At 73.0% G+C, this 26,907-nt stretch carries 28 protein-coding genes; 10 read left to right on the top strand and 18 right to left on the bottom strand.

Annotation, left to right across the window (positions count from 1 at the left end; all coding sequences use genetic code 11):
* Window positions 1–55: 55 nt before the first annotated feature.
* Window positions 56–466: a DUF4307 domain-containing protein gene (locus tag ABD223_RS00240; protein WP_344033716.1), complete on the bottom strand. Its 411-nt coding sequence runs from the start codon at window positions 464–466 to the stop codon at window positions 56–58.
* A gap of 110 nt (window positions 467–576) precedes the next feature.
* On the opposite strand from ABD223_RS00240, the gene mca reads away from it, so the two are divergent.
* The 5 genes from mca to ABD223_RS00215 all read left to right on the top strand — a co-directional run bounded on the left by mca (window position 577) and on the right by ABD223_RS00215 (window position 5,544).
* Window positions 577–1,458, top strand: a complete 882-nt coding sequence (gene mca, locus ABD223_RS00235) for a mycothiol conjugate amidase Mca (RefSeq protein WP_344033715.1) — start codon at window positions 577–579, stop codon at window positions 1,456–1,458.
* A 14-nt stretch (window positions 1,459–1,472) separates the two neighbouring features.
* The gene (locus ABD223_RS00230; RefSeq protein WP_380646590.1) at window positions 1,473–1,766 is read left to right on the top strand and encodes a hypothetical protein; all 294 of its coding nucleotides are present in this window, start codon (window positions 1,473–1,475) and stop codon (window positions 1,764–1,766) included.
* 61 nt (window positions 1,767–1,827) lie between these two features.
* Window positions 1,828–3,798: a thioredoxin domain-containing protein gene (locus tag ABD223_RS00225; protein WP_344033714.1), complete on the top strand. Its 1,971-nt coding sequence runs from the start codon at window positions 1,828–1,830 to the stop codon at window positions 3,796–3,798.
* A 157-nt stretch (window positions 3,799–3,955) separates the two neighbouring features.
* Window positions 3,956–4,501, top strand: coding sequence for a hypothetical protein (locus tag ABD223_RS00220; RefSeq protein ID WP_344033713.1), 546 nt, complete (start codon window positions 3,956–3,958; stop codon window positions 4,499–4,501).
* 44 nt (window positions 4,502–4,545) lie between these two features.
* Window positions 4,546–5,544: a M1 family aminopeptidase gene (locus tag ABD223_RS00215; RefSeq protein ID WP_344033712.1), complete on the top strand. Its 999-nt coding sequence runs from the start codon at window positions 4,546–4,548 to the stop codon at window positions 5,542–5,544.
* Between the two features lie 7 nt (window positions 5,545–5,551).
* Here the strand turns inward: ABD223_RS00215 and ABD223_RS00210 are convergent, their stop codons facing one another.
* Together ABD223_RS00210 and trhA are read right to left on the bottom strand one after the other, a co-directional pair.
* Window positions 5,552–5,887, bottom strand: a complete 336-nt coding sequence (locus ABD223_RS00210) for a hypothetical protein (RefSeq protein ID WP_344033711.1) — start codon at window positions 5,885–5,887, stop codon at window positions 5,552–5,554.
* Complete coding sequence (trhA, locus tag ABD223_RS00205) at window positions 5,884–6,561, bottom strand: PAQR family membrane homeostasis protein TrhA (protein WP_344033710.1); 678 nt, start codon at window positions 6,559–6,561, stop codon at window positions 5,884–5,886. The genes ABD223_RS00210 and trhA overlap by 4 nt, the downstream gene beginning before the upstream one ends.
* 111 nt (window positions 6,562–6,672) lie before the next feature.
* Here trhA and ABD223_RS00200 point away from each other — a divergent pair, with 111 nt between their 5' ends.
* Window positions 6,673–7,425 carry an isoprenyl transferase gene (locus tag ABD223_RS00200; protein ID WP_344034697.1) on the top strand — a complete coding sequence of 251 codons (753 nt, stop codon included), beginning with the start codon at window positions 6,673–6,675 and terminating at the stop codon, window positions 7,423–7,425.
* Between the two features lie 127 nt (window positions 7,426–7,552).
* Here the strand turns inward: ABD223_RS00200 and ABD223_RS00195 are convergent, their stop codons facing one another.
* Together ABD223_RS00195 and ABD223_RS00190 are read right to left on the bottom strand one after the other, a co-directional pair.
* Complete coding sequence (locus ABD223_RS00195; protein WP_344033709.1) at window positions 7,553–7,891, bottom strand: hypothetical protein; 339 nt, start codon at window positions 7,889–7,891, stop codon at window positions 7,553–7,555.
* A 615-nt stretch (window positions 7,892–8,506) separates the two neighbouring features.
* Window positions 8,507–8,860, bottom strand: coding sequence for a hypothetical protein (locus ABD223_RS00190; RefSeq protein ID WP_344033708.1), 354 nt, complete (start codon window positions 8,858–8,860; stop codon window positions 8,507–8,509).
* Window positions 8,861–9,094: 234 nt separating this feature from the next.
* On the opposite strand from ABD223_RS00190, the gene ABD223_RS00185 reads away from it, so the two are divergent.
* Window positions 9,095–10,330, top strand: coding sequence for a DUF885 domain-containing protein (locus ABD223_RS00185; protein ID WP_344033706.1), 1,236 nt, complete (start codon window positions 9,095–9,097; stop codon window positions 10,328–10,330).
* Window positions 10,331–10,827: 497 nt separating this feature from the next.
* The gene (gene phoH2 / locus ABD223_RS00180; protein WP_344033705.1) at window positions 10,828–12,117 is read left to right on the top strand and encodes an RNA 5'-3' helicase PhoH2; all 1,290 of its coding nucleotides are present in this window, start codon (window positions 10,828–10,830) and stop codon (window positions 12,115–12,117) included.
* 48 nt (window positions 12,118–12,165) lie between these two features.
* Here phoH2 and ABD223_RS00175 read toward each other — a convergent pair whose 3' ends face one another.
* The 5 genes from ABD223_RS00175 to ABD223_RS00155 form a co-directional block, all read right to left on the bottom strand.
* Entirely contained in the window at window positions 12,166–12,936 is a 771-nt protein-coding gene (locus ABD223_RS00175) for an ABC transporter permease (protein ID WP_344033704.1), read from the bottom strand.
* Window positions 12,933–13,928, bottom strand: a complete 996-nt coding sequence (locus ABD223_RS00170; RefSeq protein ID WP_344033703.1) for an ABC transporter ATP-binding protein — start codon at window positions 13,926–13,928, stop codon at window positions 12,933–12,935. Before ABD223_RS00170 ends, ABD223_RS00175 begins: the two co-directional genes overlap by 4 nt.
* A gap of 35 nt (window positions 13,929–13,963) precedes the next feature.
* A complete protein-coding gene (locus ABD223_RS00165; RefSeq protein WP_344033702.1) occupies window positions 13,964–15,403 on the bottom strand; it encodes a GuaB1 family IMP dehydrogenase-related protein in 1,440 nt (479 codons plus the stop codon).
* A gap of 67 nt (window positions 15,404–15,470) precedes the next feature.
* Window positions 15,471–17,006 (bottom strand): ATP-dependent DNA ligase, encoded by a 1,536-nt coding sequence (locus tag ABD223_RS00160; RefSeq protein WP_486374871.1) that lies wholly within the window; start codon window positions 17,004–17,006, stop codon window positions 15,471–15,473.
* A 159-nt stretch (window positions 17,007–17,165) separates the two neighbouring features.
* Window positions 17,166–18,560: a class II fumarate hydratase gene (locus ABD223_RS00155; protein ID WP_344033700.1), complete on the bottom strand. Its 1,395-nt coding sequence runs from the start codon at window positions 18,558–18,560 to the stop codon at window positions 17,166–17,168.
* A 65-nt stretch (window positions 18,561–18,625) separates the two neighbouring features.
* Between ABD223_RS00155 and ABD223_RS00150 the strand changes: the two genes are divergently transcribed.
* Window positions 18,626–19,597 carry an NAD(P)/FAD-dependent oxidoreductase gene (locus ABD223_RS00150; protein ID WP_344033699.1) on the top strand — a complete coding sequence of 324 codons (972 nt, stop codon included), beginning with the start codon at window positions 18,626–18,628 and terminating at the stop codon, window positions 19,595–19,597.
* 87 nt (window positions 19,598–19,684) lie between these two features.
* Here ABD223_RS00150 and ABD223_RS00145 read toward each other — a convergent pair whose 3' ends face one another.
* From ABD223_RS00145 to ABD223_RS00110, 8 genes are all read right to left on the bottom strand, one after another.
* The gene (locus ABD223_RS00145) at window positions 19,685–20,122 is read right to left on the bottom strand and encodes a L,D-transpeptidase (protein WP_344033698.1); all 438 of its coding nucleotides are present in this window, start codon (window positions 20,120–20,122) and stop codon (window positions 19,685–19,687) included.
* Window positions 20,123–20,184: 62 nt separating this feature from the next.
* Window positions 20,185–20,769, bottom strand: a complete 585-nt coding sequence (locus tag ABD223_RS00140; RefSeq protein WP_344033697.1) for a L,D-transpeptidase — start codon at window positions 20,767–20,769, stop codon at window positions 20,185–20,187.
* 140 nt (window positions 20,770–20,909) lie between these two features.
* Window positions 20,910–21,677 carry a S1 family peptidase gene (locus tag ABD223_RS00135; RefSeq protein ID WP_344033696.1) on the bottom strand — a complete coding sequence of 256 codons (768 nt, stop codon included), beginning with the start codon at window positions 21,675–21,677 and terminating at the stop codon, window positions 20,910–20,912.
* 165 nt (window positions 21,678–21,842) lie between these two features.
* On the bottom strand, window positions 21,843–22,892 hold the full coding sequence (gene glpX / locus ABD223_RS00130; protein ID WP_344033695.1) for a class II fructose-bisphosphatase: 1,050 nt from the start codon (window positions 22,890–22,892) through the stop codon (window positions 21,843–21,845).
* An 80-nt stretch (window positions 22,893–22,972) separates the two neighbouring features.
* Window positions 22,973–23,212: an exodeoxyribonuclease VII small subunit gene (locus tag ABD223_RS00125; protein ID WP_344033694.1), complete on the bottom strand. Its 240-nt coding sequence runs from the start codon at window positions 23,210–23,212 to the stop codon at window positions 22,973–22,975.
* On the bottom strand, window positions 23,209–23,616 hold the full coding sequence (locus tag ABD223_RS00120; protein ID WP_344033693.1) for a sugar ABC transporter substrate-binding protein: 408 nt from the start codon (window positions 23,614–23,616) through the stop codon (window positions 23,209–23,211). The genes ABD223_RS00125 and ABD223_RS00120 overlap by 4 nt, the downstream gene beginning before the upstream one ends.
* Window positions 23,597–25,006, bottom strand: a complete 1,410-nt coding sequence (gene xseA, locus ABD223_RS00115; RefSeq protein ID WP_344033692.1) for an exodeoxyribonuclease VII large subunit — start codon at window positions 25,004–25,006, stop codon at window positions 23,597–23,599. Before xseA ends, ABD223_RS00120 begins: the two co-directional genes overlap by 20 nt.
* A gap of 3 nt (window positions 25,007–25,009) precedes the next feature.
* A complete protein-coding gene (locus ABD223_RS00110; RefSeq protein ID WP_344033691.1) occupies window positions 25,010–25,621 on the bottom strand; it encodes a lipid droplet-associated protein in 612 nt (203 codons plus the stop codon).
* Between the two features lie 62 nt (window positions 25,622–25,683).
* On the opposite strand from ABD223_RS00110, the gene ABD223_RS00105 reads away from it, so the two are divergent.
* Window positions 25,684–26,628: a 4-hydroxy-3-methylbut-2-enyl diphosphate reductase gene (locus ABD223_RS00105; protein WP_344033690.1), complete on the top strand. Its 945-nt coding sequence runs from the start codon at window positions 25,684–25,686 to the stop codon at window positions 26,626–26,628.
* The last annotated feature ends 279 nt before the right edge of the window (window positions 26,629–26,907 follow it).

Genomic DNA, 26,907 nt, shown 5'->3' with positions numbered 1-26,907 from the left:
ACGGCGTTTTGTTCCCCGAACCGGCGGGTAAACGCGCAGATCACCCGCTTGGCCGCTACCTCGTGGACAGGTACTCGGGAACCTGATAAGAGCACCCGAACACCTCTCCGGTGACGGGTGGTTTGGACGCCTTCAACACCGTTGTCTCGCGCACCGTGCCGGCGCCGGCGGGCACCAGCACCTCACGCCGGCCCGCTTCGTCGCCGTCTTCGGAGCGTGCTCGGACGATGCACACCACGGGTCGTTCCGGCGTCTGCCGGACCACCTCGAACGTGATCTCCACCGAGCTGTCGCCCAACACCTCGAACGCCGTCTGCTTCGCCTCGACGGGCTTGGTGCCCAGGTTCCGGTACCCGACCCAGGCGACGACGCCGCCGACCAGCACCGCGATCACGGCGAGTGACCAACGGGTCCACGTGGGCGCGGGGCGGCGCGGCTTGCCGTACCGACCTTCCGGCAGTGCCACTTGCCAACGCCTTCCTGCCCGTGGGGAACAATGGCCGCTCGCGACCGCGTTGAGTGTCGCAGGGGTTCGATCGGCCCCGGTCGGCAGGTCTGAGGAGGAGCACCACCGTCATGGTTGAGAAGCTGCGCCTGATGGCGGTGCACGCGCACCCGGACGACGAGTCGAGCAAGGGCGCCGCCACGATGGCCCGCTACGTCGCCGAGGGGCACGAGGTGATGGTCGTCACCTGCACGGGCGGGGAGGCGGGCAGCGTCCTGAACCCCGCCATGGACCGGCCGGAGGTGCTGGAGAACATGTCCGCGATCCGCCGCGGGGAGATGGCGCGGGCCGCGGAGATCCTCGGCGTCCAGCACCGCTGGCTCGGTTTCGTCGACTCGGGCCTGCCCGAGGGCGACCCGCTGCCGCCGCTGCCGGAGGGCTGCTTCGCGCTGACGCCGCTGGAGGAGTCGACCCCGCCGCTGGTCCAGGTCATCCGCGAGTTCCGCCCGCACGTGATCATCACCTACGACGAGAACGGCGGCTACCCGCACCCCGACCACATCCGCTGCCACGAGGTCTCGGTCGCCGCCTTCGACGCCGCGGGCGACCCGGACAGCTACCCCGGGCTGGGCGAGCCGTGGCAGCCGCTCAAGCTCTACTACTCCCACGGCTTCTCGCGCGCGAAGCTGATGGCGTTCCACGAGGCGCTGCTCGCGGCCGACCTGGAGTCCCCGTACGCCGAGTGGCTCGCGGGCTGGGGCGACGACCGGCCGGACGTGATGGAGCGCGTCACGACCCGCGTCGAGTGCGCCGACTGGTTCGTGGTGCGCGACGAGGCCCTGAAGGCGCACGCGACCCAGATCGACCCGGAGAGCCGCTGGTTCGCCGTGCCGCTGGAGATGCAGCGCGAGGTGTGGCCGACCGAGGAGTACGAGTTGGCCAGGTCGCTGGTCGACAGCACCCTGCCGGAGGACGACCTGTTCGCCGGCATCCACGAGAAGGTGACCGCGTGACCGCCCTGGCTCCGATCCCCCTGGAGCAGACCACGGCGCTGGTGTCGGCGCGGCAACCGTCGACGGAGAAGGACCCCGGCGGGCAGCAGGAGGACTTCGGCAAGTCCTCGCCCCTCGGGCTGCTGCTGCTCGTGCTGTTCCTGATCGCGGTGTTCTTCCTGGTCAAGTCGATGAACAAGCACCTCAAGCGGGTGCCCGCCTCGTTCGACGACCCGGAGCCCGCCGAGGACGCGGCCGAGTACGGGGCCGAGGGCGAGGTCAAGAACGGGGCCGGGGGCGGGAAGGCCGCGGGCGGGGCGGGCGAGTAGCCCTCCGGAGTCCACTGTGGACTGACTGGGCGCGCGGCCGGGACCGCACTACCGTGGGCGCATGGCGAACCGGCTCGCGTCCTCGACCAGCCCTTACCTGCTCCAGCACGCCGACAACCCGGTGGACTGGCAGGAGTGGTCGCCCGAGGCGTTCGCGGAGGCCCGGGAGCGCGACGTGCCGGTGCTGCTGAGCGTCGGCTACGCCGCCTGCCACTGGTGCCACGTGATGGCGCACGAGTCGTTCGAGGACGAGGCCACCGCGGCCTACCTGAACGAGCACTTCGTCAGCGTCAAGGTCGACCGCGAGGAGCGGCCGGACGTGGACGCGGTCTACATGGCCGTCACCCAGGCCATGAGCGGGCACGGCGGGTGGCCGATGACGTGCTTCCTCACCCCCGGCGGCGAGCCGTTCTACGCGGGCACCTACTACCCGCCGCACCCCGCCCGCGGGATGCCGTCGTTCCGGCAGGTGCTGGAGGCCGTCGCGCGGGCCTGGCGCGAGCAGCGCGACGAGGTGACCGGGTCGGCCGCCGCGGTCGTCCGGCAGCTGGAGTTCACGCCGCTGCCCGGCTCCGCCGTCGACGACGACGTGCTGGCCGGCGCGGTCGTGTCGCTGCTCGGGCACTTCGACCTGGCCAACGGCGGGTTCGGCGGCGCGCCCAAGTTCCCGCCGTCGACGGTCCTGGAGTTCCTGCTGCGCCACCACGAGCGCACCGGGTCGGTCGAGGCGCTGTCGATGGTGAGCGCGACGTGCGACGCGATGGCGTCCGGTGGCCTCCACGACCAGCTCGCCGGCGGTTTCGCGCGGTACGCCGTCGACGCCGCGTGGGTGGTGCCGCACTTCGAGAAGATGCTCTACGACAACGCCCTGCTGCTGCGCGTCTACGCGCACCTGGCCAGGCGCACCGCCGAGCACCGGCACGCGCGGGTCGCCCGGGGGACGGCCGAGTTCCTGCTCCGCGACCTGGGCACGCCCGAGGGCGGGTTCGCCGCCTCGCTGGACGCCGACACCGACGGCGTCGAGGGCGCCACGTACGTGTGGACCCCCGCCCAGCTGGTCGAGGTGCTGGGCCTGGCGGACGGGGTGCGGGCCGCCGAGCTGCACGGCGTCACGGACGAGGGCACGTTCGAGCACGGCGCGTCGACGCTGCGGCTGCTCGGCGACCCGGACCCGGACCTCGCCGCCCGGCTGCTCGAAGCGCGCGGGCGCAGGCCGCAGCCCGCCCGTGACGACAAGGTCGTCACCGCGTGGAACGGCCTGGCGATCACGGCCCTGGCCGAGGCGGGCGCGGCGCTCGGCGAACCGCGCTGGGTCGAGGCGGCCGTCCGGGCCGCCGAGCTGGTGCTGCGCGTGCACGTGGTCGACGGGCGGTTGCGGCGCACGTCACGCCACGGCGTCGCGGGCCGGGCGGCGGGCGTGCTGGAGGACCACGGCTGCCTCGCCGAGGGCCTGCTCGCCCTGCACCAGGCGACCGGTGAGCGGCGCTGGCTGACCGCCGCGTGCGAGCTGCTGGACACCGCGCTGGCGCGGTTCGCGGGCGAGGAGCCGGGTGTTCACCACGACACCGCCGACGACGCCGAGACCCTGGTGCGGCGGCCGTCCGACCCGTCGGACAACGCCACCCCGTCCGGGGCGTCGTCCCTGGCGTCCGCGCTGGTCACGGCCTCCGCGCTGGGCGGGCCGACGGGGTACCGGGAGGCGGCCGGGGCGGCCGTCGCGCGGGCCGGCCTGCTGGCCGCCCGGGAACCGAGGTTCGCCGGGCACTGGCTGAGCGCGGCCGAGGCGCTGGCGCTGGGCCCGGTGCAGGTCGCGGTGGTGGGCGGGTCGGCCGAGCTGGTCGCCACGGCGCGGGCCGGCGTGCACGGCGGCGGCGTGGTGGTGGCCGGCGAACCCGGCTCCGCGCCGCTGCTGGAGGACCGGCCGCTGGTGGCGGGCGGCCCGGCGGCCTACGTGTGCCGGGGCTTCGTGTGCGACCGCCCGGTCACCACGGCGGCCGAGCTGGCGGAAGCCCTCACCACCCGGGCGCGCTGAGCGTCCTCCGGGGCTGGGCGTCCTCCAAGGCCGAGCGTGCTCCAGGGCCGAGCGTGCTCCAGGGCCGAGCGTCCTCCAGGAGCGAACCGGCCTCGACAACCGGTGGGATCGGCGTAGCGTCTGCATCACCGTAATCATGTAATCAGGGTGGTGCGCGATGAGACGTGGATGGGCGCAGAGGGAGTCGGAGCAGGCCCCGGCGGACGACGCGGCGGCCTGGTTCGCCGGCCGGCTGCCGGACGGGTGGTTCACCGGCGCGCCGGTGGTGGAGGTGGACCGCGAGGAGATCGTGGTGGTCGGCGCCCTGCCCCCGCTGGAGGGCGGGTTCGCCGACGACGCCGAGCGCGCGGCGGCCGAGGCGGGCCGGATCGCCCGGTTCCGCGAGCAGACGCGCGACGAGCGCATCGGCATCGCCCGGCAGGCCGAGCACCGCTACCGGCGCAAGGTCGCCTGGGGCGCCCGGCTCGGCGACACCGAGGAGCTGTTCACCACGTTGTCCGCGCCGGTCATGACGCGGCTGCGGCAGCCCGAGCGCAAGGTGCTCGACACCCTGGTCGCGGCGGGCGTGGCGCGGTCGAGGTCGGAGGCGCTGGCGTGGGCCGTGCGGCTGGTCGGCGAGCACGCCGACACGTGGCTGGCCGAGCTGCGCGAGGCCATGACCAAGGTCGACGACCTGCGCCGGCAGGGCCCCGACCTGGCGTGACACCGGGCGCCGCGCGGCCCGCTTCCCGTAGTGTGGATCAAGGGGTGATCACCTTGGTCGAGGTGGAGGCGTACGACCTGACGTGGCGGCTGGACCCGGCGGCGGACGGGGTGCGCGGTCGCACCACGCTGCGGTTCCGGGGCGAGCCCGAGCCGGTCGAGGTGTTCGGCGAGGTGCTCGTCCCGCCGCAGCGCGAGGACGGCGGCCTGCGCGTCGAGGCGCTGTTCCCGTACGCGAGGCCGGGCTTCCGCCGCGTCACCGACCCGGTCGACGGCCAGGTCTACCTGTACGCCGCGCCCAACCCGCACGGCACGCCGCGCTGCCTCGGCCACTTCGCCGACCACCAGCTGCGCGCGCCCGTCACGCTGACGGCCGTGGTGCCGCCGACGTGGAAGTGCCTGGCCAACGGGCTGCCGCTGGTCGACGGGGGCGAGGTCCGCACCTTCGCGCCCACGGCGCCGACCGAGCCGGCGTGGGTCGCGCTGGCGGCCGGGCCGTTCGTCGAGGTCGCGCCCTCGGTGCACGTGCCGAGGTCGCGGGCGGGCGTGGACGGGACGCGGGTGGCCGACCTGGTGGCCCGCTCGACCGCGTTCTTCGCCGACCTGCTCGCGCCCAACCCGTACCCGAAGTGCGAGCTGGTGTTCGTGCACGACCTGTCGCTGCTGGCGCTGTCCACGCAGGGCCTGATCGTGTTCGACGAGGGCGCGCTGGACCGGTTCGTCGACCCCCGGTACGCGACGACCGTGATCGCCCACGAGGTCGCGCACCAGTGGTCGGGCAACCTGGTCAACACCGAGACGTGGCTGGTCGAGGGCCTGGCGGTGTACCTGAGCAGGCTGTTCGCCGAGGTCGAGCGGCCCGACGACGACGTGTGGGGCGACCCGCCGCCGCCCGACCGCCCGTACAAGCCGCACCTGGACCGGGTCCTGGAGGTCGAGGCCCGCGTCGGCCGGGAGGGCCTGCTGCGCGGGCTGCGGTCGGTGTTCGCCGAGCGCGCCCACCGCTACGTCGCCCCGGACGGGTTCCAGGCCCGCTGGACCTGACGCCGGGCTAGCCGGTGGTCACCTGGTGCACGTCCACCAGGAACTCGGTGCGCCCGCCCACGGCCTCGATGCCCCACGGCAGCCTCGTCGACACGGTCAGCACCTCGGTGCCGTCGTCCAGCCGCCCCCGGCCGACGACCTCGCACCCCACCCGCACCTCGACGGGGTAGGCGGTGTTGGGGCGCAGGCGGTCCTCGTCGTCGAACACGGGGACCTTGTCGACCAGGCTCCACACCACGCCGTGCGCGTCGGTGAGCTGGACCTCGACCCAGCCGGGGAAGTCGTCGTCGACCCACCGCACGGCCAAGCCCGGAACGGAGGTCGGGTGCGCCGGCGCGGTCACGCGTAGACCGCGAACCAGACCGCGATGTAGTGGCAGATCGCCGCCAGCACCGTCGCCGCGTGGAAGAACTCGTGGTAGCCGAAGACCCGCGGCCACGGGTTCGGCCAGCGGGTCGCGTAGAACACGGCGCCCGCGGTGTAGAGCAGGCCGCCCGCCAGGAGCAGGACCAGCGCGCCCACGCCCACGTGGTGCAGCAGGTCCGGCAGCACGAACACGGCCACCCAGCCCAGCGCGATGTAGATCGGCACGCCCAGCCACCTCGGCGCGTGCGGCCAGGCCAGCTTGAGCGTCACGCCGCACAGCGCGCCGACCCACACCACGGTCAGCACCACGTTGCCCGTGGACGGCGCCATCGCCAGCATCGCGAACGGCGTGTAGGTGCCCGCGATGAACACGAAGATCATGGAGTGGTCGAGGCGCTTCATCCACGTCCGCGCGCGCACGCTGACCCAGTTGACCCGGTGGTACAGGGCGCTCACGCCGAACAGGCCGAGCACCGTCGTCGCGTACACGGACGTGGCCAGCGTCGCCTCGGTGGTCGAGGTGGTCGCGGCCAGGGTGATCAGGGCCGCGCCGGCCACCAGCGACACGGCGAAGGACCAGAGGTGGAGCCAGCCGCGCAGACGCGGCCGCAATGCGGGCGCCGGGGGCTGCGGGAGCGTCGACGTGGTCACCCGACCGAGGTTACGGGACCCTAAGTTGCTCGGCAGCACGCGTCGGAGTGACCGGTCCCACGCGGCGTACGCTCTTCCAGCGTGGGTCTTCGCGAGCGCATCAAGGACGGGTTGCTCCTGCCGGTCTACGAGTACCGGCTGAACCGGTGGCTCGACGGCAAGCAGCGACCACGTCACGTCGGCGTGGTGCTGGACGGCAACCGCCGGTGGGCCAAGGAGGCGGGCTTCACCGACGTCGCGCACGGCCACCGCGCGGGCGCGCGGAAGATCCTGGAGCTGCTGAGCTGGTGCCGCGAGGCCGGGGTCGAGGTGGTGACGCTGTGGATGCTGTCCACCGACAACCTCGACCGCCCGAGCGAGGAGCTCGTGCCGCTGCTCGACATCATCGCCGACATCGTCGACGAGCTGGCCGAGCCGGAGAACCCGTGGCGCGTCCGGCACGTCGGCGCGCTCGACCTGCTGCCCACCGAGACCGCCGCCCGGCTGTCGGCCGCGTCGCTGCGCACCCGGTCCCGCACCGGCCTGGAGGTCAACGTCGCGGTCGGCTACGGCGGCCGGCAGGAGATCGCCGACGCGGTGCGCAAGCTGCTGCTGGAGCACGCCGAGTCCGGCGGCACGATCGAGGAGCTGGCCGAGGTCCTCGACGTCGACCACATCGCCGAGCACCTCTACACCTCCGGCCAGCCGGACCCCGACCTGCTCATCCGCACCTCGGGCGAGCAGCGGCTGTCCGGGTTCATGCTGTGGCAGTCGGCGCACTCGGAGTTCTGGTTCTGCGAGGCGTACTGGCCGGAGTTCCGCCGCACCGACTTCCTGCGCGCCCTGCGCGACTACGCCCTCCGCCACCGCCGCTTCGGTTCCTGAGCGGACCCCGGGACGCCGAACCCCCGACCCCGTACCCCTCGACGCCGAAAGGCGGCACCCGCTGACAGGTGCCGCCTTTCGCGACTTCAACACCGGCCCGTGGGCCGACGACTCACTGGCGGACGGCTCAGCCGTTGCCGTCGTTGTCGTCGTTGTCGGTGTTGATGCAGAGGCTCTCGTCGTTCTGCGCCAGGATCGGGATCGCGATGACGTTGAGCTCGACCTCGCAGACGTTGAGGTTGCTCAGCAGGTCGGAGTCGTTGCCGAAGTTGATCAGACCGAACTGGTCGGCGACGTCGCCCTCCTCACCCTCCTGGTAGTAGGAGTTCAGCTCGCCGATCGCGGTGCTGCTGCCCCAGTTGCCGTGGCCGTGACCGTGGCCGTGACCGGGGGTCGCGAAGGCCGGGGAGCCCAGCATCACGAGGCCGGCAGCGGCCATGGCGACGACGCCTGCCTTCTTCAACATGTGGAACACACTCCTCTGATGGGATTTTGTGGTGACCCCCGTAATCCCTGTCGAGCATTCCGGGGAATCTGGCGGCTCAGGCTGTGATGCCCTCGCAGCGATAATTTACTCGGCTGCGGCGCTGATGCCAGTCCGATTACACCATCGTGTGAACTATTTTTCGTCCAGTTTGTTGGCTATGTCGCCCCGGGTAAGGATCATGCCCTTCGTGGACGAGCTATTGGTTGTCTGCACATTTCTCGACCGTGTTACCCACGAGCGGGTGATCAACGTGGTCTTTCAACACGCTCTGTATTGGACTGGCGGTGAACTGGCTGGTCGCTGACGGGGTGCTCCCCGCCATTGCTGGAAAGGGTGATGCCCGCGTGGTAGGGGCACGTGGCCGGCCGAGGTGGAAAGAAGCGGTTGCCGGGTGGTCGGCGTCACGGTTTCACCGGATTATCGGACCGGTGAAAGGTCGAACCGGGAAAGCCCCGATGACGAAGGCGCCCGGGGGCGTGACCGGGGAGTGCGACCGGGGAGCCTGCCCGGGGAGCCTGCCCGGGAACGCGAAAGGGGCGTTGACCCGCGCACGCGCGGGTCAACGCCCTGGTTCCGGCGTCGTTCGGGCCGGGCTCAGTCCTCGTCGTCGATGTCGTTGTCGTCGTTGTCGTCGTCGTCGGTGTTGATGCAGAGGCTCTCGTCGTTCTGCGCCAGGACCGGGACGCCGATGACGTTGACCTCGACCTCGCAGATGTTGATGCCGCTCGCCAGGTCGGAGTCGTTGCCGAAGTTGATGAGGCCGAACTGGTCGGCGACCGTGTCGCCCTCGCCCTCCTGGTAGTAGGAGCTGAGCTCGCCGATGGCGGTGTTGCTGCCCCAGTTGTTCTTGTCGTGCTCGTAGGGCTCGCCGGCCACCGCGAACGCGGGCGACCCGAGCATCATGAGGCCGGCCGCGATCGCGGCGATGGAGCTTGCCTTCTTCAGCACTGCGCTCTCCTCTATCCGTGGGTTTCCCCGGTGGTCCACCGCCGCCCGAATCGCGCGTGCGGATTCATCGCGGGCAAACTATCGAAATCTGGCCTCGGACCGGATGCCTCCAACACCATTGTGTGATGGTCCCCGCGGTACTTGTCGCCCGTTGAGGTGTTCTTCTCACGCTCGATTCGCGACTCGCCGCGTCGCTGTGGTAAATCGGCCGGCCATCTCGTATCGTCCCCCGCCGTGGACGGCGAGGCGATCGTGCGGGAGTACCTGCTGCTGGGGCTGAGGCTCGGGAAGCTGGCGCCCGGCCTGGTGGACTCCTTCACCGGCGACCGCGCGCTGCGGCGCCGGGTCGACGACGAGCCGCGGCCGCACCCGGCCAACCTGGCCGACCGCGCCGCGGTGCTGCGCCGCGAGCTGGCCCGGGTCGACGACCTGGAGCCGGTGCGCCACCGCTTCCTGGAGGCGCACCTGACGGCCGTCGAGACCACCGCGCGCAAGCTCGCCGGCGTGCGGGTCGGCTTCGTGGACGAGGTGCGCGCCTACTTCCAGGTCGACGTCGCGCCCGGCCACCCCGACACCTACCGCCGCGCCCACGAGGAGCTGGACGGGCTGCTGCCCGGTGACGGCTCCCTGGCCGCGCGGCTGGCCGACCACCGCGCGCTGGACGAGGTGCCGCCGCGCCTGCTGTCCCCCGCGGTGCACGCCCTGTCCAGCGCGCTGCGCGACCGCGTCCGCGAGCGCTACGGGCTGCCGCCGGGCGAGGTGGTCGAGTACGAGGTCGTCACCGACAAGCCGTGGAGCGGGTTCAACTACTACCTGGGCGGCTTCCGCTCGCGGGTGGCGGTCAACGCCGACCTCGGCCACCGCGTGTCCAACCTGCCGCACCTGGTCGCCCACGAGTCCTACCCCGGCCACCACACCGAGCACTGCCGCAAGGAGGTCGGCCTGGTCGGCGAGCGCGGCCACGCCGAGCAGGCGCTGTTCCTGATCAACACCCCGCAGTGCCTGATGGCCGAGGGCATGGCCGAGCTGGGCCTGCACGCCGCGGTGGGCCCGGGGTGGGGCCGCTGGACCGAGGAGATCGTGGCCGACCTGGGCCTGCGGGTGGACGGCGAGCTGACCGAGCGCGTCGAGGGCGCGCTCGCGGGCCTGCTCACCGTGCGCCAGGACGCCGCGCTGATGCTGCACGACCGCCGCGCCCACCCGGACGACGTGGTCGACTTCCTGCGCCGCTGGCTGCTGGTGCCCGAGCGGCGGGCGCGGCACATGCTGCGCTTCCTGGGCGACCCGCTGTGGCGCGCCTACACCACCACGTACGTGGAGGGCGTGCGGTTGATCCGGGCCTGGTTGGACCTGCGGTCACCGACCGACACTCTGGGTGACCGCTACCTGAGGCTGCTGGACGAGCCGCTGGTGCCGCGCACCCTCCGGCAGGAGGTCGAGGCGGGTGTGCCGCGGCTGCCCCGCGACTGAGCGCGAGTGCGCCCTCCGCATCCGGCGCAGCCGCTCTGAGCTGCGCGGACCACGCCGCGCTGGGCCGAGGTGACGCTGCGCGTTCGGGCAGCCGCACCCCCGGCGGGCAGCTTTCGCCCGTTTTGCCGAGAGGTGACGAATTGACGAATCACCTGTGTGGCTGCCTGCATAAGAGGGACCTGCGGAGGTAACTTCCGGTTGGCGGGACGCGTCCACTGCGGCCCGCGCAGGGAGGCCCTGATCGTGGCTGTTGTGCACTCGCCGGTTCCGCCGGCGGCAGCGAGCGCGAGGGGGCCGGCACCCGGCCTTCGTGGCCGGTGCGCCTGAGCGAGTGAGGCGGACCGGCCGATCGGGGTGGTGCCTGGCCCAGCGAGGAGCGGACGCGGGTGTCGCGTTCGCGAGGAGTTGCCGTGAACGCACGACGACCCGCGAGCCGTTCCTCAGGCTCATCGCGCAGCACGTCCCGGCGCCGCGGTGCGCCAACTGTTCACACGTACGTGGTGGACACCTCCGTGCTGCTCTCCGACCCCCTGGCCACCACGCGGTTCGCGGAGCACGAGGTCGTGCTGCCGCTCGTGGTGATCAGCGAGCTGGAGGGCAAGCGGCACCACCCCGAACTGGGCTGGTTCGCCAGGGAGGCGCTGCGCCTGCTCGACGACCTCCGGCTCAAGCACGGCAGGCTGGACGGCCCGGTGCCCATCGGCGACCTCGGCGGCACCCTGCGCGTCGAGCTCAACCACTCCGACCCGGAGGTGCTGCCCGCGGGTTTCCGCACGGACTCCAACGACGCCCGGATCCTGGCCTGCGCGCTCAACCTCGCGGCCGAGGGCAACGCCGTCACGCTGGTCACCAAGGACATGCCGCTGCGCGTCAAGGCGGGCGCCGTCGGCCTCGCGGCCGACGAGTACCGGGCGCAGGACGTCGCGCTGTCGGGCTACTCCGGCATGACCGACCTGGACGTCGACCAGTCCGTGGTGGACGCCCTGTACCGCGAGGGCTCGGTCGACCCGACGCCGTTCGACCTCGCGCACGTGGCCGAACTGCCGTGCCACAGCGGGTTGCGGCTGCTCGCGGGCACGTCGAGCGCGCTGGGCCGGGTCACCCCGGACAAGCGGGTCAAGCTGGTGCGCGGCGACCGCGAGGCGTTCGGCCTGCACGGCCGCTCCGCCGAGCAGCGCGTGGCGCTGGACCTGCTGCTGGACGCCGACGTCGGCATCGTCTCGCTGGGCGGGCGGGCCGGCACCGGCAAGTCGGCGCTCGCGCTGTGCGCGGGCCTGGAGGCGGTCATGGAGCGCCGCCAGCACCGCAGGGTCGTGGTCTTCCGCCCGCTGTACGCGGTGGGCGGGCAGGAGCTGGGCTACCTGCCCGGTTCCGAGACCGAGAAGATGCAGCCGTGGGCGCAGGCGGTGTTCGACACCCTCGGCGCGCTGGTCAGCCAGGACGTGGTCGAGGAGGTCATGGACCGCGGCATGCTGGAGGTGCTGCCGCTGACCCACATCCGCGGCCGGTCGCTGCACGACTCGTTCGTGATCGTGGACGAGGCGCAGTCGCTGGAGCGCAACGTGCTGCTGACCGTGCTGTCGCGGCTGGGCGCCAACTCGCGGGTGGTGCTGACCCACGACGTGGCGCAGCGCGACAACCTGCGGGTCGGGCGGCACGACGGCGTGCTGGCGGTGATCGAGAAGCTGAAGGGCCACCCGCTGTTCGCGCACGTCACGCTGACCAGGTCGGAGCGCTCGCCGATCGCGGCGCTGGTGACCGAGATGCTGGAGGACTACACCCTCTGACGCGCCGGTGACGAGGGGCCCGCCCGCGCGGGCGGGCCCCTCCCGCCCTCAGTCGAGCGCCCGGCGCAGGAACCCGCGCACGCCCAGCGCCCCGAACCCCGCGATCGAGCCCACCAGCACGACCAGGCAGACCCACAGCGGGATGTGCGGCACGTGCGGCGCCAGCTCGGCGCGCATCCCCTCGCTGATGTAGGTCAGCGGGTTGAGCGCGCACAGCACCTGGAACCAGCGCAGGTCGTCGCCCAGCGCGGGCCACGGGAACTGCGCCGACCCGGTGAACAGCAGCGGCGTCAGGATCACCGCGAACATCACGGTGATGTGCCGCGGCGAGACCGACGTGCCGATGACCAGGCCGACCGCCGCGCCCGCCAGCGAGCCGAGCACGATCACCAGCAGGGCCGGCAGCAGGCCGGACGCGGGCCAGGTGACGTCCAGCATCACGAACCCGATCGGGATCATCAGCACCGCCGCGAGCAGGCCGCGCAGCGCGCCGAACACCATCTTCTCCACCGCGACCAGCGGGATCGGGATCGGCGCGAGCAGCCGGTCCTCGATCTCCCGGGTCCAGGAGAAGTCCAGCACCAGCGGCAGGGTGGTGTTCTGGAGCGCGCCGAGGAACCCGTTCATGGCCACGATGCCGGGCAGCAGCACGGAGGCGAAGTCGCCCTGGACGAAGCCGATGTCGCCGAGCACCTTGGCGAAGATGAACAGGGTGAAGAACGGCTGGACGATCACCTGGGCGAGGAAGGTGGGCAGCTCCCGGCCGGTGACGAAGACGTCGCGCCAGAGGATGGCGTTGAACGTGCGCAGCGAGGTCATCGCAGCTCCCTGCCGGTCAGGTGGATGAACACGTCCTCCAGGCTCGGCTTGCCGATCGCCAGGTCGTCGACCCGCGTGCCGAGCCGTTCGAGGGCGCGCAGGACCTCGGGCAGCGCCGCGGCGGGCGCCACGCCGGTGTAGAGGCGGAACAGCCGCGCGCCGCCCGGCCCCGGCGGCGCGTCCCCGTCCCCGGCCTGCTCGACCTGCTCGACCCGCTCCACCCCGCCGATCGCGGCCAGGGCCTCGGCGACCGGACCGGGCCCGGCGCCGTCGAGGGTGACCGAGACGCTCAGCGTGGCGCTGCCCGGGAGGGTCCTGGTCAGCGCGTCGGGCGAGTCCAGGGCGAGGAGCTTGCCGTGGTCGACGATGCCGACCCGGTCGCACAGCTTGTGCGCCTCGTCCATGTCGTGGGTGGTGAGCACGACCGTGACGCCGTCGGCGCGCAGGGCGGCGACCCGGTCGTGCACGAACAGCCGCGCCTGGGGGTCGAGGCCGGTCGACGGCTCGTCCAGGAACAGCACGCGGGGGCGGTGCATGAGCGCCCGCGCGATCATCAGCCGCTGCGCCTGGCCGCCGGACAGGTCGTCCACGAGGCCCTTGGCGTGGCCGGTCAGGCCCATGCGCTCCAGGACCTCGTCGGCCAGCCGCTTGCGCTCGGCGCGCCCCATGCCGTGGTAGGCGGCGTGGAACAGCAGGTTCTGCCGGACGTCGAGCGCCCGGTCCAGGTTGTTGCGCTGGGGCACCACGGCCAGCAGCCGCCGCGCCCGCCGGGAGTCCCCGACCACGTCGACGCCTTCCACCAGGGCCGTCCCCGACGTCGGCCGCACCCTGGTGGTCAGCACCCCGACGGTGGTCGTCTTGCCCGCCCCGTTGGGGCCGAGCAGGCCGAACACCTCACCGCGCCGGACCGTGAAACCGAGACCGTCCACGGCCGGTCCCTGACCGCTCTTGTAGACCTTGACCAGGTCTTCCACCGATACGGCTGCGTCCACCCCCGCAGCCTATTGGCGGCGGCCGACGGTGTTCATCACCATCCCGAAGGCAGCGGTCGGCCCTCGGCGAACCCGGCGGCGCTCTGCACGCCCAGGGTGGCCTTGGCGTGGAACTCCTCCAGCGTCTGCGCGCCCGCGTACGTGCAGGCCGAGCGGACGCCCGCGGTGATCGAGTCGAGCAGGTCCTCCACGCCGGGCCGCAGCGGGTCCAGCCGCATCCGCGAGGTGGAGATGCCCTCCTCGAACAGGCCCTTCTTCGCCCGGTCGAACGCGTTGTCGGTGCGGGTGCGGGCGCTGACGGCCCGCTTGGAGGCCATGCCGAAGGACTCCTTGTACAGCCGGCCCTGCTCGTCGCGCTGGAGGTCGCCCGGCGACTCGTAGGTGCCCGCGAACCAGGAGCCGACCATGACGTTCGCGGCGCCCGCGGCCAGGGCGAGGGCCACGTCGCGCGGGTGCCGGACGCCGCCGTCGGCCCACACGTGCTTGCCGAGCGCGCGGGCCTCCGCGGCGCACTCGGCGACGGCCGAGAACTGCGGGCGGCCCACGCCGGTCATCATCCGGGTGGTGCACATGGCGCCGGGGCCGACGCCGACCTTGACGATGTCCGCGCCCGCCTCGACCAGGTCGCGGACGCCCCCGGCGGTGACCACGTTGCCCGCGACCACGGGCACGGCCGGCCCGGCCTCGCGGACGGCCTTGAGCGCGGCGACCATCTTCTCCTGGTGGCCGTGCGCGGTGTCGACCACCAGCGCGTCCACCCCGGCCGCCAGCAGCGCCTCGGCCTTGGCGGTGACGTCGCCGTTCACGCCGATCGCGGCGACCACGCGGAGCCTGCCCGCGGCGTCCAGGGCGGGCTGGTAGACGTCGGCGCGCAGCGCGCCCAGGGCGGTCAGCACGCCGCGCAGGGCGCCCCGGTCGTCGACGCCCAGCGCGACGTGCTGCGCGCCGCCGGTCAACGCGTCGAACACCCCGCGCGGGGCGGTGTCCATCGGGAGGGTGGTGACGCGCGGGTCGGCCACGTCGTGCAGGCGCGTGAAGCGGTCGACCCCGGCGCACGCGGCCTCGTCCACCACGCCCACCGGCCGGCCGTCGCCGTCCACGACGACGACCGCGTTGTGCGCCCGCTTGTGCAGCAGGTTGAGCGCGTCCGCGACCGAGTCGCCCGGTGCGAGCGTCAGCGGGGTGTCCCACACCGGGTGGCGGTCCTTGACCCACCCGACGATCTCGGCCACCGCCTCGGGCGCCACGTCCTGCGGCAGGACCACCAGGCCGCCGCGCCGCGCCACCGTCTCGGCCATCCGCCGCCCGGCCACCGCGGTCATGTTCGCGACGACGACGGGGATGGTGGCGCCCGTGCCGTCGGAGGTCGACAGGTCGACGCCGAACCTCGACTCCACGGCCGAGCGGCCGGGCACGAGGAACACGTCGTCGTAGGTCAGGTCGTAGCTGGGCCGATGCCCTTCGATGAATCGCACGAAGATTTGACGATACCCGTCGGAGGGCCCGTCCGCCCCGGTTGCGCGCACAGCGCTGCGGGTGTCGTCAGGCGCCCCCCGCGGTGGCCGCCGGGCCGGGGCCGGGCAGCAGGGCCCGCACGGCGTCGATGGTGTCGGCCTCGGCCGGTCCCTTGTCCGGCCGGTACCGGACCACGCGGGCGAACCGCAGCGCCACGCCGCCGGGGTAGCGGGGGCTGACCTGCACGCCGTCCAGCTCGATCTCGATGACCAGCTCGGGGCGGACGGTGACCACCCACTCGTCCTTCTCCGTCGCGCGGGCCAGCAGCTCGCGGGTCTGCCAGGCCAGCAGCTCGTCGGTCAGGCCCTTGAACGTCTTGCCGACCATGACCGGCGGGCCGCCGTCGGGGTCGCGGGCGCCCAGGTGCAGGTTCGACAGCAGGCCGCGGCGCCTGCCGCTGCCCCACTCGACGCCGATCACCACCAGGTCGAGGGTGTGCACCGGCTTGACCTTCTGCCACGCCCGGCCGCGGCGGCCGGCGGCGTAGGCCGAGTCCAGGGACTTGACCACGACGCCCTCGTGGCCGGCGGCCAGCGCCTCGTCGAGCACGGCGGCGGCCTCCTCACCGGTCGGCCGCAGCCGGCCGGGGACGACGTGGTCGCCGGCGACCTGCCGCAGGGCGTCCAGCCGGGCGCGCAGCGGCTCGTCGAGCAGGTCGCGGCCGTCGAGGTGCAGGCAGTCGAAGAAGAAGGGGCTGAGCAGCAGCTCGCGGACGTCCTGGGCGCCGAAGCGGCTCATCGTCTCCTGGAACGGGCGCGGCTTGCCGTCGTCGGTGAGCGCCAGCGTCTCCCCGTCCAGCACGACCGAGTCGCACGGCAGGCCGCGGACCAGCTCGACCAGCTCGGGCACGGTCTTGGTGACCTCGCGCAGGGTGCGGGTGAAGACGCGGACGACGTCGCCGTCCCGGTGCACCTGGATGCGCGCGCCGTCGAGCTTGTGCTCCACCGTTGCCTCGCCCACCTCGGCGAGGGCGTCGGGCAGGGACTCGGCGGGCGAGGCGAGCATCGGCCGGACCGGGCGGCCCACCTCCAGCCGGAACGCCGCCAGCGCGGCCTCGCCGGTCAGCGCGGCGGCGGCGGTCGCCGGGAGGCTGCCCGAGAGCATGAACGCCCGCCGCACCACCTCGCCGGGCACCTCGGCGGCCTTGGCGACCGCGTCCAGCATCACCCCTTCGAGGGCGCCCTGCCGCAGCTCGCCGGTGAGCAGGCGCTTGAGGAAGTCCTGCTCGGCGGCGGTGGCCCGGGAGAACAGGTCGCGCAGCGCCTCGACCCGCCGCGCCGCCGAGCCCCTGCCGCCGATGGCGGCGTACGCGCCCAGTGCCCCGTCCACATCGGACACCGTGAGCGAGGGCCCGGCGGCGGGCGGCACGTCCAGGTCGAGCACCGTCCGCCAGCCCGCGCCGATGCGGCCCTGGCTGGGCACGCCGACCAGGAACGACACCACGGCGGGCGTGCCCGTCCGGCGGATGAGGTCGGCCAGCGCCCCGACCTTGGCCAGGCGGGAGCGCGTCGCCCCCACGGCGGCGGACGTCTCGACCACTTCGGTGAACAGCACGCCCACCATGGTGCACCGGACCACCGACAAAGGCCGATCAGCGACGGCCCGGGGGTCCTGAACGCAGAACTCGGGGGTCCTGAGCGTTCGACACGGTCGACCTGAGCGTTCGACTCGCGATGCCTGGGTGGAGGACACGCGATGTCCGAGTGGAGGACACGCGGGGGGTCAGGGGGTGCCGGTGGCCATGCGGAGGACGTCCAGGGCCTCGTCCAGTTGGCGTTCGGTGAGCTTGGCGGGGACGTGGCCGCGTTCCAGGACCACCTCGCGGATGGTCTTGCGCTCCTTGAGGGACTGCTTGGCGATCGAGGCGGCCTCCTCGTAGCCGAGGTGGCGGTTCAGGGGGGTGACGATGGAGGGCGAGGACTCGGCGTACTCGCGCATCCGGTCCACCTGCGGTTCGGCGCCGACCAGGACCTTGTCGGCCAGCAGGCGGGAGGCGGAGGCCAGCAGGCGGGCCGACTCCAGGGCGTTGCGGGCGATGACCGGCAGCATCACGTTCAGCTGGAAGTTGCCCTGCGAGCCGGCGAACGCGACGGTGGCGTCGTTGCCGATGACCTGGGCGACCACCATCATCACCGCCTCGGGGATCACCGGGTTGACCTTGCCCGGCATGATCGACGAGCCCGGCTGGAGGTCCGGCAGCGCCAGCTCGCCCAGGCCGGTGCGGGGGCCGGAGCCCAGCCAGCGCAGGTCGTTGGCGATCTTGTAGAGGCCCACGGCGGTCGCCCGGAGCTGGCCGGACACCTCGACCACGCCGTCCTGGGTGGCCTGGGCCTCGAAGTGGTCGCGCGCCTCGGTCAGCGGCAGGCCGGTGATCCCGGCCAGCTCCGCCGAGACGGCCGCGCCGAAGCCCGCGGGCGCGTTCAGGCCGCTGCCCACGGCCGTGCCGCCGATCGGCAGCTCCGCCAGGCGGGGCAGGGAGGCGGTCAGCCGCTCGACGCCGTTGCGGACCTGGGTGGCCCACGCCCCCACCTCCTGGCCCAGGGTGACCGGCACGGCGTCCATCAGGTGCGTGCGGCCCGACTTGACCAGCGACTTCCAGTCCGCGGCGCGGGCCTCCAGGACCTCCGCCAGGTGCTCCAGGGCCGGGACCACGTCGCGCGCCACGGCCTCGGTCGCGGCGATCCGCAGGGTCGTCGGGAACGTGTCGTTGGACGACTGCGAGGCGTTGACGTGGTCGTTGGGGTGCACGTCCCGGCCGAGAGCCCGGCTCGCCAGGGTCGCGATCACCTCGTTGGCGTTCATGTTCGACGAGGTGCCCGACCCGGTCTGGAACACGTCCACCGGGAAGTGCGCGTCGTGCTCGCCCGCGGCCACCTCGTCGGCGGCGGCCGCGATGGCGCCCGCCACTTCGGGTTCCAGCACCCCCAGCCGCTCGTTCACCCGCGCCGCGGCCGCCTTGAGCAGGCCCAGCGCCCTGATCTGCGCGCGCTCCAGACCGCGCCCCGAGATCGGGAAGTTCTCCACCGCGCGCTGAGTCTGCGCACGCCACAGCGCGTCGACCGGCACCCGGACCTCGCCCATGGTGTCGTGCTCGACGCGGTACTCCTGTTCGCCCATGACACCGAGTTTGGACCGCCTTGCCTAACTGGGCACGGTGGCGCGGAACACCTATGGTCGTCCTCATGGACCTTGAGGTCGACCTGCTCATCGTCGGTGCGGGCCCCACGGGGTTGTTCGCCGCCTATTACGCGGGTTTCCGGGACCTGTCCGTCGCGCTGGTCGACGCGCTGCCCGAGGCGGGTGGTCAGATCACCGCGATGTACCCGGAGAAGATGATCTTCGACGTGGCCGGGTTCCCGGCCGTGCGCGGGCGCGAGCTGGTCGACGGGCTGGTGCGGCAGGCCGACCAGTGGAAGCCGGCCTACCTGCTCGGCCGCCAGGCCCGCACGCTGTCCACTGTGGACGACCGGCTGCACGTCGGCCTGGCCGACGGCGCCGTGGTCAAGGCGCGCGCGGTGCTCATCACGGCCGGCATGGGCGAGTTCACGCCGCGCCCGCTGCCCGCCGGCGACGGCTGGCTCGGCCGGGGCGTGGTCCACTTCGTGCCCGCCCTCGCCGCGCACACCGGGCAGCACGTGGTGGTCGTCGGCGGCGGGGACTCGGCGTTCGACTGGGCGCTGGCCCTGGCCCCGATCGCGGCGAGCGTCACCGTCGTGCACCGCCGCGCCACCTTCCGCGCCCACCCGCCGACCGTGCGGCAGGTGCGCGACCTCGGCGTGCCGATCATCACCGACGCCGAGGTGCTGGAGCTGCGCGGCGACCCGGAGCTGGCGGAGGTGGAGCTGGGCCTCAAGGGCGGCGGCCGGAAGGTGCTGCCCGCGCAGGCCGTGGTCGCCGCGCTGGGCTTCACCGCCGACCTCGGGCCCATCGAGTCGTGGGGCCTGGAGCTGGACCACCGGGCGGTCCTGGTGGACACCACCATGCGCACCGCCCGCGACCGCGTCTACGCGGCGGGCGACGTCGCCCAGTACCCCGGCAAGGTGAAGCTGATCGCCACCGGCTTCGGTGAGGCCGCCACCGCCGTCAACAACATCGCGGTGCTGCTCGACCCGGGGGCGCACCTGTTCCCCGGCCACTCCAGCAACGCCGGCTGAGCTCCCGGCGACGCCGGTCGGACTTTCCGCCACAGGAGGTCCCCCGCTCCCTCCGAGGAGGGAGCGGGGGACCCGATACCGGAAGGGTCAGGCCACCACCTGCACCTGCTCGCCCGGGAAGAGGTTGTCGTAGAACGTCAACGACTCCTGCGGGCCCAGTCGCACGCAGCCGTGCGACTTCTGCGAGGTGTCACCCTGGTGGAACGCGATGCCGCTCGTGGTGAAGTACACCGAGTTGGGCATCGGCCCGTTGTAGGGAACGCTCCAGTCGTCCTTCACCTTGCGCAGCACCGGGTACGTGCCGACCGGGGTCTCGTACCCCGGCATGCCGTGGGACGCCGCTACGGGCCCATAGCTGGCACTACCGTTGTAGATCAGCCACGCCTGGTTCGTGGACAACTGCACGCACGCGCCGTTCCGGATGGAGCAGGGCGTGCCGGTGGAAGCGTTGGCGGGTGCCGCGAGGCCGAAGGACAAGGCCGCCGCGGCCGCTGCGACTGTCGCAGTACCGAGCGTCTTCTTCATCTCGAATCACCCCTCGCCCTTCGGCTACCCCGGGGTAGGTGCGACCCAAACCGCTCATGTTCTCAAGCGGTCACCTGGACCTCCGCGCCGACCTGGAGCGCCTCGAAGTACTTCGAGGCGGCCTCGCGCGACAGGTGCACGCACCCGTGCGACGGGTCGGTGAGGCTGCCCTCGTGGAACGCGATGCCGTTGCTCACGAAGTAGGTGGAGAACGGCATGGGCGCGTTGTAGGGGCGGCTCCAGTCGTCGCGGACCTTCCACAGCACCGGGAACGTGCCCACCGGCGTCTCGTGGCCGGGGCGGCCGGAGGTGATCGGCACCGGGCCGTAGCTCACCCGGCCGTCGCTGATCAGCCAGGACTCCTTGGTGGACAACCGCACGCACGCGCCGTCGGCGATGTCGCACGGGGTGCCGGGCACGGTCATCGGCGGGGGCGGCGGCGCGGGCTGGGGCTGCGGGGTGGTCGTGGTCGGGGTCGGCTCGGCGGGCGTGCCCGGCGCGACCCGGCCGGACCCCTCGGCGGGCGCGGACGACACCGTCGAGTCCGAAGTGGACGGTGCGGCGGTCGGGCCGGCCGTGCCGCAGGCGGTGGCCAGGAACGGGACCACCGCCAGGAGAGCCATCGCGGTCAGTGTCTTCTTGCGCATCGCGCACCCCCGGGTTCGTGCTGGTGACACCTTGGTGACGCCCCCGTGGCGCGCTCCGTTGCAGTCCACCCGGTAACGAATCGGGAAGGGCCGCCCCACCCGGAGGTGGGACGGCCCTCGAACGCCGTCGCGGGGTGCGGTCAGACCGCGCCCGCGTACTGGCCGATCCACGAGCGGAACGCCGGCACGTCCATGTAGATCGACGGGCCGGTGGCGCAGGTGGAGCTGTTGTTGCCCGCGCGGCTGGTGGCGCCGATCAGCTGCCACGTGCCGCCGACCGACTTGATCTGCGGGCCGCCCGAGTCGCCGTAGCAGGCGCCCGCCCGGCCACCGGGGTTGTTGGTGCAGATCTCGTACGAGCCGTAGATGCCCTGGCAGTTGCCGTCGGCCACGATCGAGGTGTTCAGCTCCTGGAGCGTGACCGGCGCGCCGCAGCCGCCCGCCGGGGCGCAGGTCTGGCCCCAGCCGATGATGCGGGTGGCGGTGCCGGACGCGCCCGAGGAGGACGCGATCGTGATCGGGGTCTGGCTCACCGAGGTGGACAGGCGCACGAGGGCGAAGTCGTAGCTCGGGTGGTTGACGATCTGGGCGCCCGACGCGACCGTGCCGCCGCTGGTGCGGTTGGTCGTGCCGATGCGGGCCCGGATCGAGGACGCCGAGCGGCCCTGCACGCAGTGCTTGGCCGTGGCGACCCAGTTGGCCTTGATCAGCGAACCGCCGCAGAAGTGGCTACCCGAGGTGCTCTGCAGGGAGACCATGAACGAGTAGGTCTGCGTGGCGTTGCCGCCGCCCACGATGAACGGGGTGACCTCGCCGTCCGCCGCCGGGGCCGCCGCCGCCCCGGCCGCGCCCGCGAGCGCCGCGCCGATCGCCACCGCGAAGGCGGTGAACAGGGTACGTACCTTCATCGCTTCCTCTCCGTCACCGGCGCAGGGTTGCCGGCGACAGATCGGAAACTAGGGATGAACGCAGCGTGATCAACACAGCCGATCGGCCGGTTACGCGGATTGACAGTTGACAACCGCCCGCGCGCCGGCCGTTCGCCGGTCCGGGGCCGCGGCGCGGGGCCGCGGTCAGGGCAGCGGCGGCAGGGCGTCCGGGCTGCCCGCCGGGACGTCGAAGTCCACCGAGGCGTACTCGCGGAGCTTGTCCATCCGGTGGAACCCGTCGATCATGCGCACCGTGCCGGACTTGGAGCGCATCACGATCGACTGGGTGGTGCAGCCGCCCGCCCGGTAGCGCACGCCGCGCACCAGGTCGCCGTCCGTGACGCCGGTCGCGCAGAAGAACACGTTGTCGCCGCGCACCAGGTCGTCGGTGGTCAGGACCCGGTCGAGGTCGTGCCCGGCGTCCAGCGCCCTGGCCCGCTCCTCGTCGTCCTTCGGCCACAGCCTGCCCTGGATCGAGCCGCCCATGCACTTCAGCGCCGCCGCCGCGATGATGCCCTCGGGCGTGCCGCCGATGCCCACCAGCAGGTCGATGGCGGTGTTCGGGCGGGCCGCCGAGATCGCGCCCGCCACGTCGCCGTCGGAGATGAAGTGGACGCGGGCGCCCGCCGCGCGCACGTCCCGCACGATCGACTCGTGCCGCGGCCGGTCCAGGACGCACACGACCACGTCGGACACGTCGCTGTGCTTGGCCTTGGCGACCCGCCTGACGTTCTCCCCGATCGGCGCGGTGATGTCGATGACGTCCGCCGCCTCCGGCCCGGTGGCCAGCTTCTCCATGTAGAACACCGCGGACGGGTCGAACATCGCGCCGCGCTCGGCCACCGCGAGCACGGCCAGCGCGTTCGGCATGCCCTTGGCCATCAGCGTGGTGCCGTCGATCGGGTCGACGGCCACGTCGCACTCCGGCCCGTTGCCGTCGCCGACCTCCTCGCCGTTGAACAGCATGGGCGCCTCGTCCTTCTCGCCCTCGCCGATCACCACGACGCCCCGCATCGAGACGGTGCCGATGAGCTTGCGCATGGCGTCCACGGCCGCGCCGTCGCCGCCGTTCTTGTCGCCGCGGCCGACCCAGCGCCCGGCGGCCATCGCGGCCGCCTCGGTCACCCGGACGAGCTCCAGCGCGAGGTTCCGGTCGGGTGCTTCGCGACGACGCTCGGACGGGCTGCTGGTCATGTGGCGCTCCCTGGTGCGGCTGCCGGACTGGTCACCGACCGGCGTGGATTACCGGGCGGTAGGCCAATCCTCGCACGTCGTCACACCTCGGCCACGTCCTCCTCGGTCACACTCAGTGCTTGATCGATCCGCTCGCGGGCGCCCGCGAGCAGCCGCTCGCAGGTCTTCGCCAGGGCCTCGCCCCGCTCCCACAACCTCAGCGACTCGTCCAGCGACAGGCCGCCGGCCTCCAACCTGCGGACCACCTCCACCAGGTCGTCCCTGGCCTGCTCGTAGCCCAGTTCCTCGACGTCCTGCTCCCCGGTTGCGGGCTTGCTCACGTGACCGACTTCCCCACTCTGCTCCGTACGTGGGCCACGACCGTGGCCACCGCCTGGTCGTAGCCGATGAACGCCTCGGCGAACTCCGCGCCGTCGCCCTCGCGCACCGCGTCGTCGATGCGGTGCTCGGCGGCCGCGACGCGCGTGCCGTGCACCGACCCGCGACCCGCCCACCACCGCGTCCCCGCGTAGCCGCAGGTCGCCTCGGACAGGTCGTGCAGGCGGTCGACCAGGGCCTGCCTGCCGGACGTGCAGCCGGCCACCAGGGCCAGCCAGCAGTCGGCCGCGGCCCGGTCGGCCGATTCCGCCCGGTCGCGCACGCTGCGCGCGCCCTCGTCGTCCGCCTCGTTCGCGGCGGCCATCGTCAAGGGCAGGAACGTGGGCTCACGTGCCGGGTTCGGCACCACCGCCTCCTTCCTCCCGACCGCTGTCTCCGCTGTCTCCGCCGGCGTGCGCCGGACCGCCGTCCTCGTCGGCGCGTGCCGGGTCGCCGTCTCGTGCCCGGTCGCCGTTCTCGCCGGCTCGTGCCCGGTCGCCGGCCTGGCCGGCTCGTGCCGCGTCGCCGCCACCGTCGTCGGTGGTGACCACCGCGTGCACCGCGCCGTCGGCCACGCGCACCCGCAGCCGGGCGCCCGGGGGCGCCTGCGAGGTCGACCGGAGCACCCCGTCCACCTCGCCGTCGGGCGTGACGAGCTGCACCACCGCGTATCCCCGGGCCAGCGTGGCGGCAGGCCCGAGGGTCGTCAAGCGGGCGCGCGTGGCGGTCAGGCCCGTCGTCTCCGAGTCGAGCCGGTTGCGCACCGCGCGCCGGGCCCGCTCCCGCAGCCGGTCCACGTCCTCGGCGCGCCGGTCCAGCGGGCCGTGCGGGTCGGCCAGCGCCGGCCTGGTCCGCAGCGACGCCAGCAGCTTCTCCTCGCGGTCCACCCAGGCGCGCAGGGCGCGGCGGCCCCGGTCGCGCATCTGGCGGACGCGCTGGGCCTCCTCCGCCACGTCCGGCACCACCCGCTTGCCCGCGTCGGTCGGCGTGGAGCAGCGCAGGTCCGCGACGTGGTCCACCAGCGGCGCGTCCGGCTCGTGCCCGATCGCCGACAGCACCGGCGTGCGGCAGGTCGCCACCGCCCGGCACAGCGCCTCGTCCGAGAACGGCAGCAGGTCCTCCACGCTGCCGCCGCCGCGGGCCAGCACGATGACGTCCACTTCGGAGTCGTGGTCCAGTGTCGACAGTGCGGTGAGGATCTGCGGCACGGCCGACACGCCCTGGACGGCCACGTTCACCACCCGGAACCGCGCGCCCGGCCACCGCGCGTGCGCGTTGGTCAGCACGTCCCGCTCCGCGGCCGACGCGCGGCCGGTGATGAGGCCGATCTTGTTCGGCAGGAACGGCGGCCTGCGCTTGCGCCGCGGGTCGAACAGGCCCTCCGCGGCCAGCAGCTTCTTCAGCCGCTCGATCCGGGCCAGCAGCTCGCCGATGCCGACCTGCCGGATCTCGTCCACGCGCAGGCTCAGCGTGCCGCGGTTGGGGTAGAAGTGCGGCTTGCCGTGCACGACCACGCGGCTGCCCTCGGCCAGCTGGAGCTCGCGCACCACGCCCACGGGCGCGGTGAGCTGCATCGACATGTCCGCCGAGGGGTCGCGCAGGGTGAGGAACGCGGTCGACGTGCCGGGCCGGGCGCTCAGCTGGGTGACCTGGCCCTCGACCCACACGTCACCCAGGCGGTTGATCCAGTCGAAGATCTTGCGCGCCACCGTGCGCACCGGCCACGGGTTCTCCGGGCTGGACCTCTCCTCGGCCACCCGTCAGCCGCCGGACTTCAGGTTGGCGATGCGCCGCGTCAGCATCCCGGTGAACTCGGGGCGCGCGGCGTGCGTGCGCTCGTGCTGGAGCAGCTGCTCCAGGTCCGCTTCGGACAGCGTGCGCAACCGGGCCCGCAGCTGCGGCAGCGTCAGCTGGTCGTAGTCCGGCAGCGCCGCGGGCGACTCGGCGGCCAGCGCCCGCTCCTCCTCGGCCCACGGGTCCTCGGCGGGCGGGCGCGCGCCGTCCCGGTCCTCGTCCAGGTCGTCGCCCGGGTCCTCGTCCTCGTCCTCGACCTGGATCACGTGGAGGTCCGCGCCCGCGGTTTCGCGCCGGCCCTCGTCCGCGTCCTCGCCTACGTGCGCGTCCTCGTCCTCGTCCTCGTCGAAGGTCGCCCACTCGGGCTCCTGCTCGGACGGTCGCAGCACGGCCAGCACGTCGTCGCCCTTGATTGCGAGTTCGGTCACCCGCTGCTGGACCCGCATGGACAGCTGCAACGCCTCGCTGACCACGGTCACCGGGAGCCCCACCAGCTGTTGCGGCAGCTTGCGGGCCTGCTCGACGGCGGTGGCCGCCAGTCCCGCGGCGAGGCGGACGGGCAGCGGCAGTGGCTTCATGGTGACAGCCTGCCGCAGTCGGCCGCCGGATGCCTACACCTGGCACGCCGTACCCTGGGCGCATGGACAAGCGAGTGCTCCTGGCGAAGCCGCGTGGCTACTGCGCCGGCGTGGACCGTGCCGTGGTGACGGTGGAGAAGGCGCTGGAGCAGTACGGCGCCCCGGTCTACGTGCGCAAGGAGATCGTCCACAACAAGCACGTCGTCGAGACGCTGTCCGCGCGGGGCGCGATCTTCGTCGACGAGACCGACGAGGTGCCCGAGGGCGCCCTGGTGGTGTTCTCCGCGCACGGCGTGTCGCCCGCCGTGCACCAGGAGGCGGCCTCGCGCTCGCTGCGCACCATCGACGCCACCTGCCCGCTGGTGACCAAGGTCCACAACGAGGCCAAGCGCTTCGCCCGCGAGGACTACGACATCCTGCTCATCGGCCACGAGGGGCACGAGGAGGTCGAGGGCACGCAGGGCGAGGCCCCCGAGCACATCCAGCTCGTCGACACCGCCGAGGACGTCGACAAGGTCGAGGTGCGCGATCCGTCCAAGGTGGTCTGGCTGTCCCAGACCACGCTGTCGGTCGACGAGACCATGGTGCGGGTGCGGCAGCTCAAGGAGCGGTTCCCGGACCTCCAGGAGCCGCCGTCGGACGACATCTGCTACGCCACGTCCAACCGGCAGACCGCGGTGAAGACCATGGCGCCGGAGTGCGACCTGGTGCTGGTGGTGGGGTCGAAGAACTCGTCCAACTCGGTGCGGCTGGTGGAGGTGGCGCTCCAGGCGGGCGCGCGGGCCTCCTACCTGATCGACTACGCGCGCGAGGTCGACGAGGCGTGGCTCGACGGCGTCACCACGGTCGGCGTGACCTCGGGCGCGTCGGTGCCGGACATCCTGGTGATGGACCTGCTCAAGCACCTGGCCGAGCGCGGCTACGGGCAGGTCGAGGAGATCACCACGGCGAACGAGAAGATCGCCTTCGCCCTGCCGCGCGAGCTGCGCAAGGACATGGTGCGCTGACGCCTTCGGCAGTCGGGGTGGCGGGCCGCTACGGCGGTCCGGTTCACCGGGGGTCTGGCTCATTGGGGATCTGGCTCACCGGGGGCGCGGGTCGGCTCCGCAGGGGGCTGCCCCGGGAAGCCCGCTTCCACCTCGTCCGCCGACTGCCGGCTTGGCCCGACCGCCGGCTTGGCCCGACCGCCGGCCTGACTTGACCACTGGCCTGGCCTGGGCATCGGCCTGGCCTCACCACCGGCTCGGCCTGGCCACCGGCTCGGCCTGGCCACCGGCCCGGCTTGA

It is taken from the genome of Saccharothrix xinjiangensis (assembly GCF_039527585.1).
GTDB classification, from domain to species: domain Bacteria; phylum Actinomycetota; class Actinomycetes; order Mycobacteriales; family Pseudonocardiaceae; genus Actinosynnema; species Actinosynnema xinjiangensis.
The sequence above is the reverse complement of the archived record's forward strand: the minus strand, read 5'-3'. Positions and strand labels throughout refer to the sequence as shown.

Coding starts and splice junctions, on each gene's coding strand:
- mca (WP_344033715.1), top strand. CDS start 577: ATGGTTGAGAAGCTGCGCCTGATGGCGGTGCACGCGCACCCGGACGAC.
- ABD223_RS00225 (WP_344033714.1), top strand. CDS start 1,828: ATGGCGAACCGGCTCGCGTCCTCGACCAGCCCTTACCTGCTCCAGCAC.
- ABD223_RS00220 (WP_344033713.1), top strand. CDS start 3,956: ATGAGACGTGGATGGGCGCAGAGGGAGTCGGAGCAGGCCCCGGCGGAC.
- ABD223_RS00195 (WP_344033709.1), bottom strand. CDS start 7,891: ATGTTGAAGAAGGCAGGCGTCGTCGCCATGGCCGCTGCCGGCCTCGTG.
- ABD223_RS00175 (WP_344033704.1), bottom strand. CDS start 12,936: ATGACCTCGCTGCGCACGTTCAACGCCATCCTCTGGCGCGACGTCTTC.
- ABD223_RS00160 (WP_486374871.1), bottom strand. CDS start 17,006: ATGGTGGGCGTGCTGTTCACCGAAGTGGTCGAGACGTCCGCCGCCGTG.
- ABD223_RS00155 (WP_344033700.1), bottom strand. CDS start 18,560: ATGGGCGAACAGGAGTACCGCGTCGAGCACGACACCATGGGCGAGGTC.
- ABD223_RS00150 (WP_344033699.1), top strand. CDS start 18,626: ATGGACCTTGAGGTCGACCTGCTCATCGTCGGTGCGGGCCCCACGGGG.
- ABD223_RS00145 (WP_344033698.1), bottom strand. CDS start 20,122: ATGAAGAAGACGCTCGGTACTGCGACAGTCGCAGCGGCCGCGGCGGCC.
- ABD223_RS00140 (WP_344033697.1), bottom strand. CDS start 20,769: ATGCGCAAGAAGACACTGACCGCGATGGCTCTCCTGGCGGTGGTCCCG.
- ABD223_RS00135 (WP_344033696.1), bottom strand. CDS start 21,677: ATGAAGGTACGTACCCTGTTCACCGCCTTCGCGGTGGCGATCGGCGCG.
- glpX (WP_344033695.1), bottom strand. CDS start 22,892: ATGACCAGCAGCCCGTCCGAGCGTCGTCGCGAAGCACCCGACCGGAAC.
- ABD223_RS00110 (WP_344033691.1), bottom strand. CDS start 25,621: ATGAAGCCACTGCCGCTGCCCGTCCGCCTCGCCGCGGGACTGGCGGCC.
- ABD223_RS00105 (WP_344033690.1), top strand. CDS start 25,684: ATGGACAAGCGAGTGCTCCTGGCGAAGCCGCGTGGCTACTGCGCCGGC.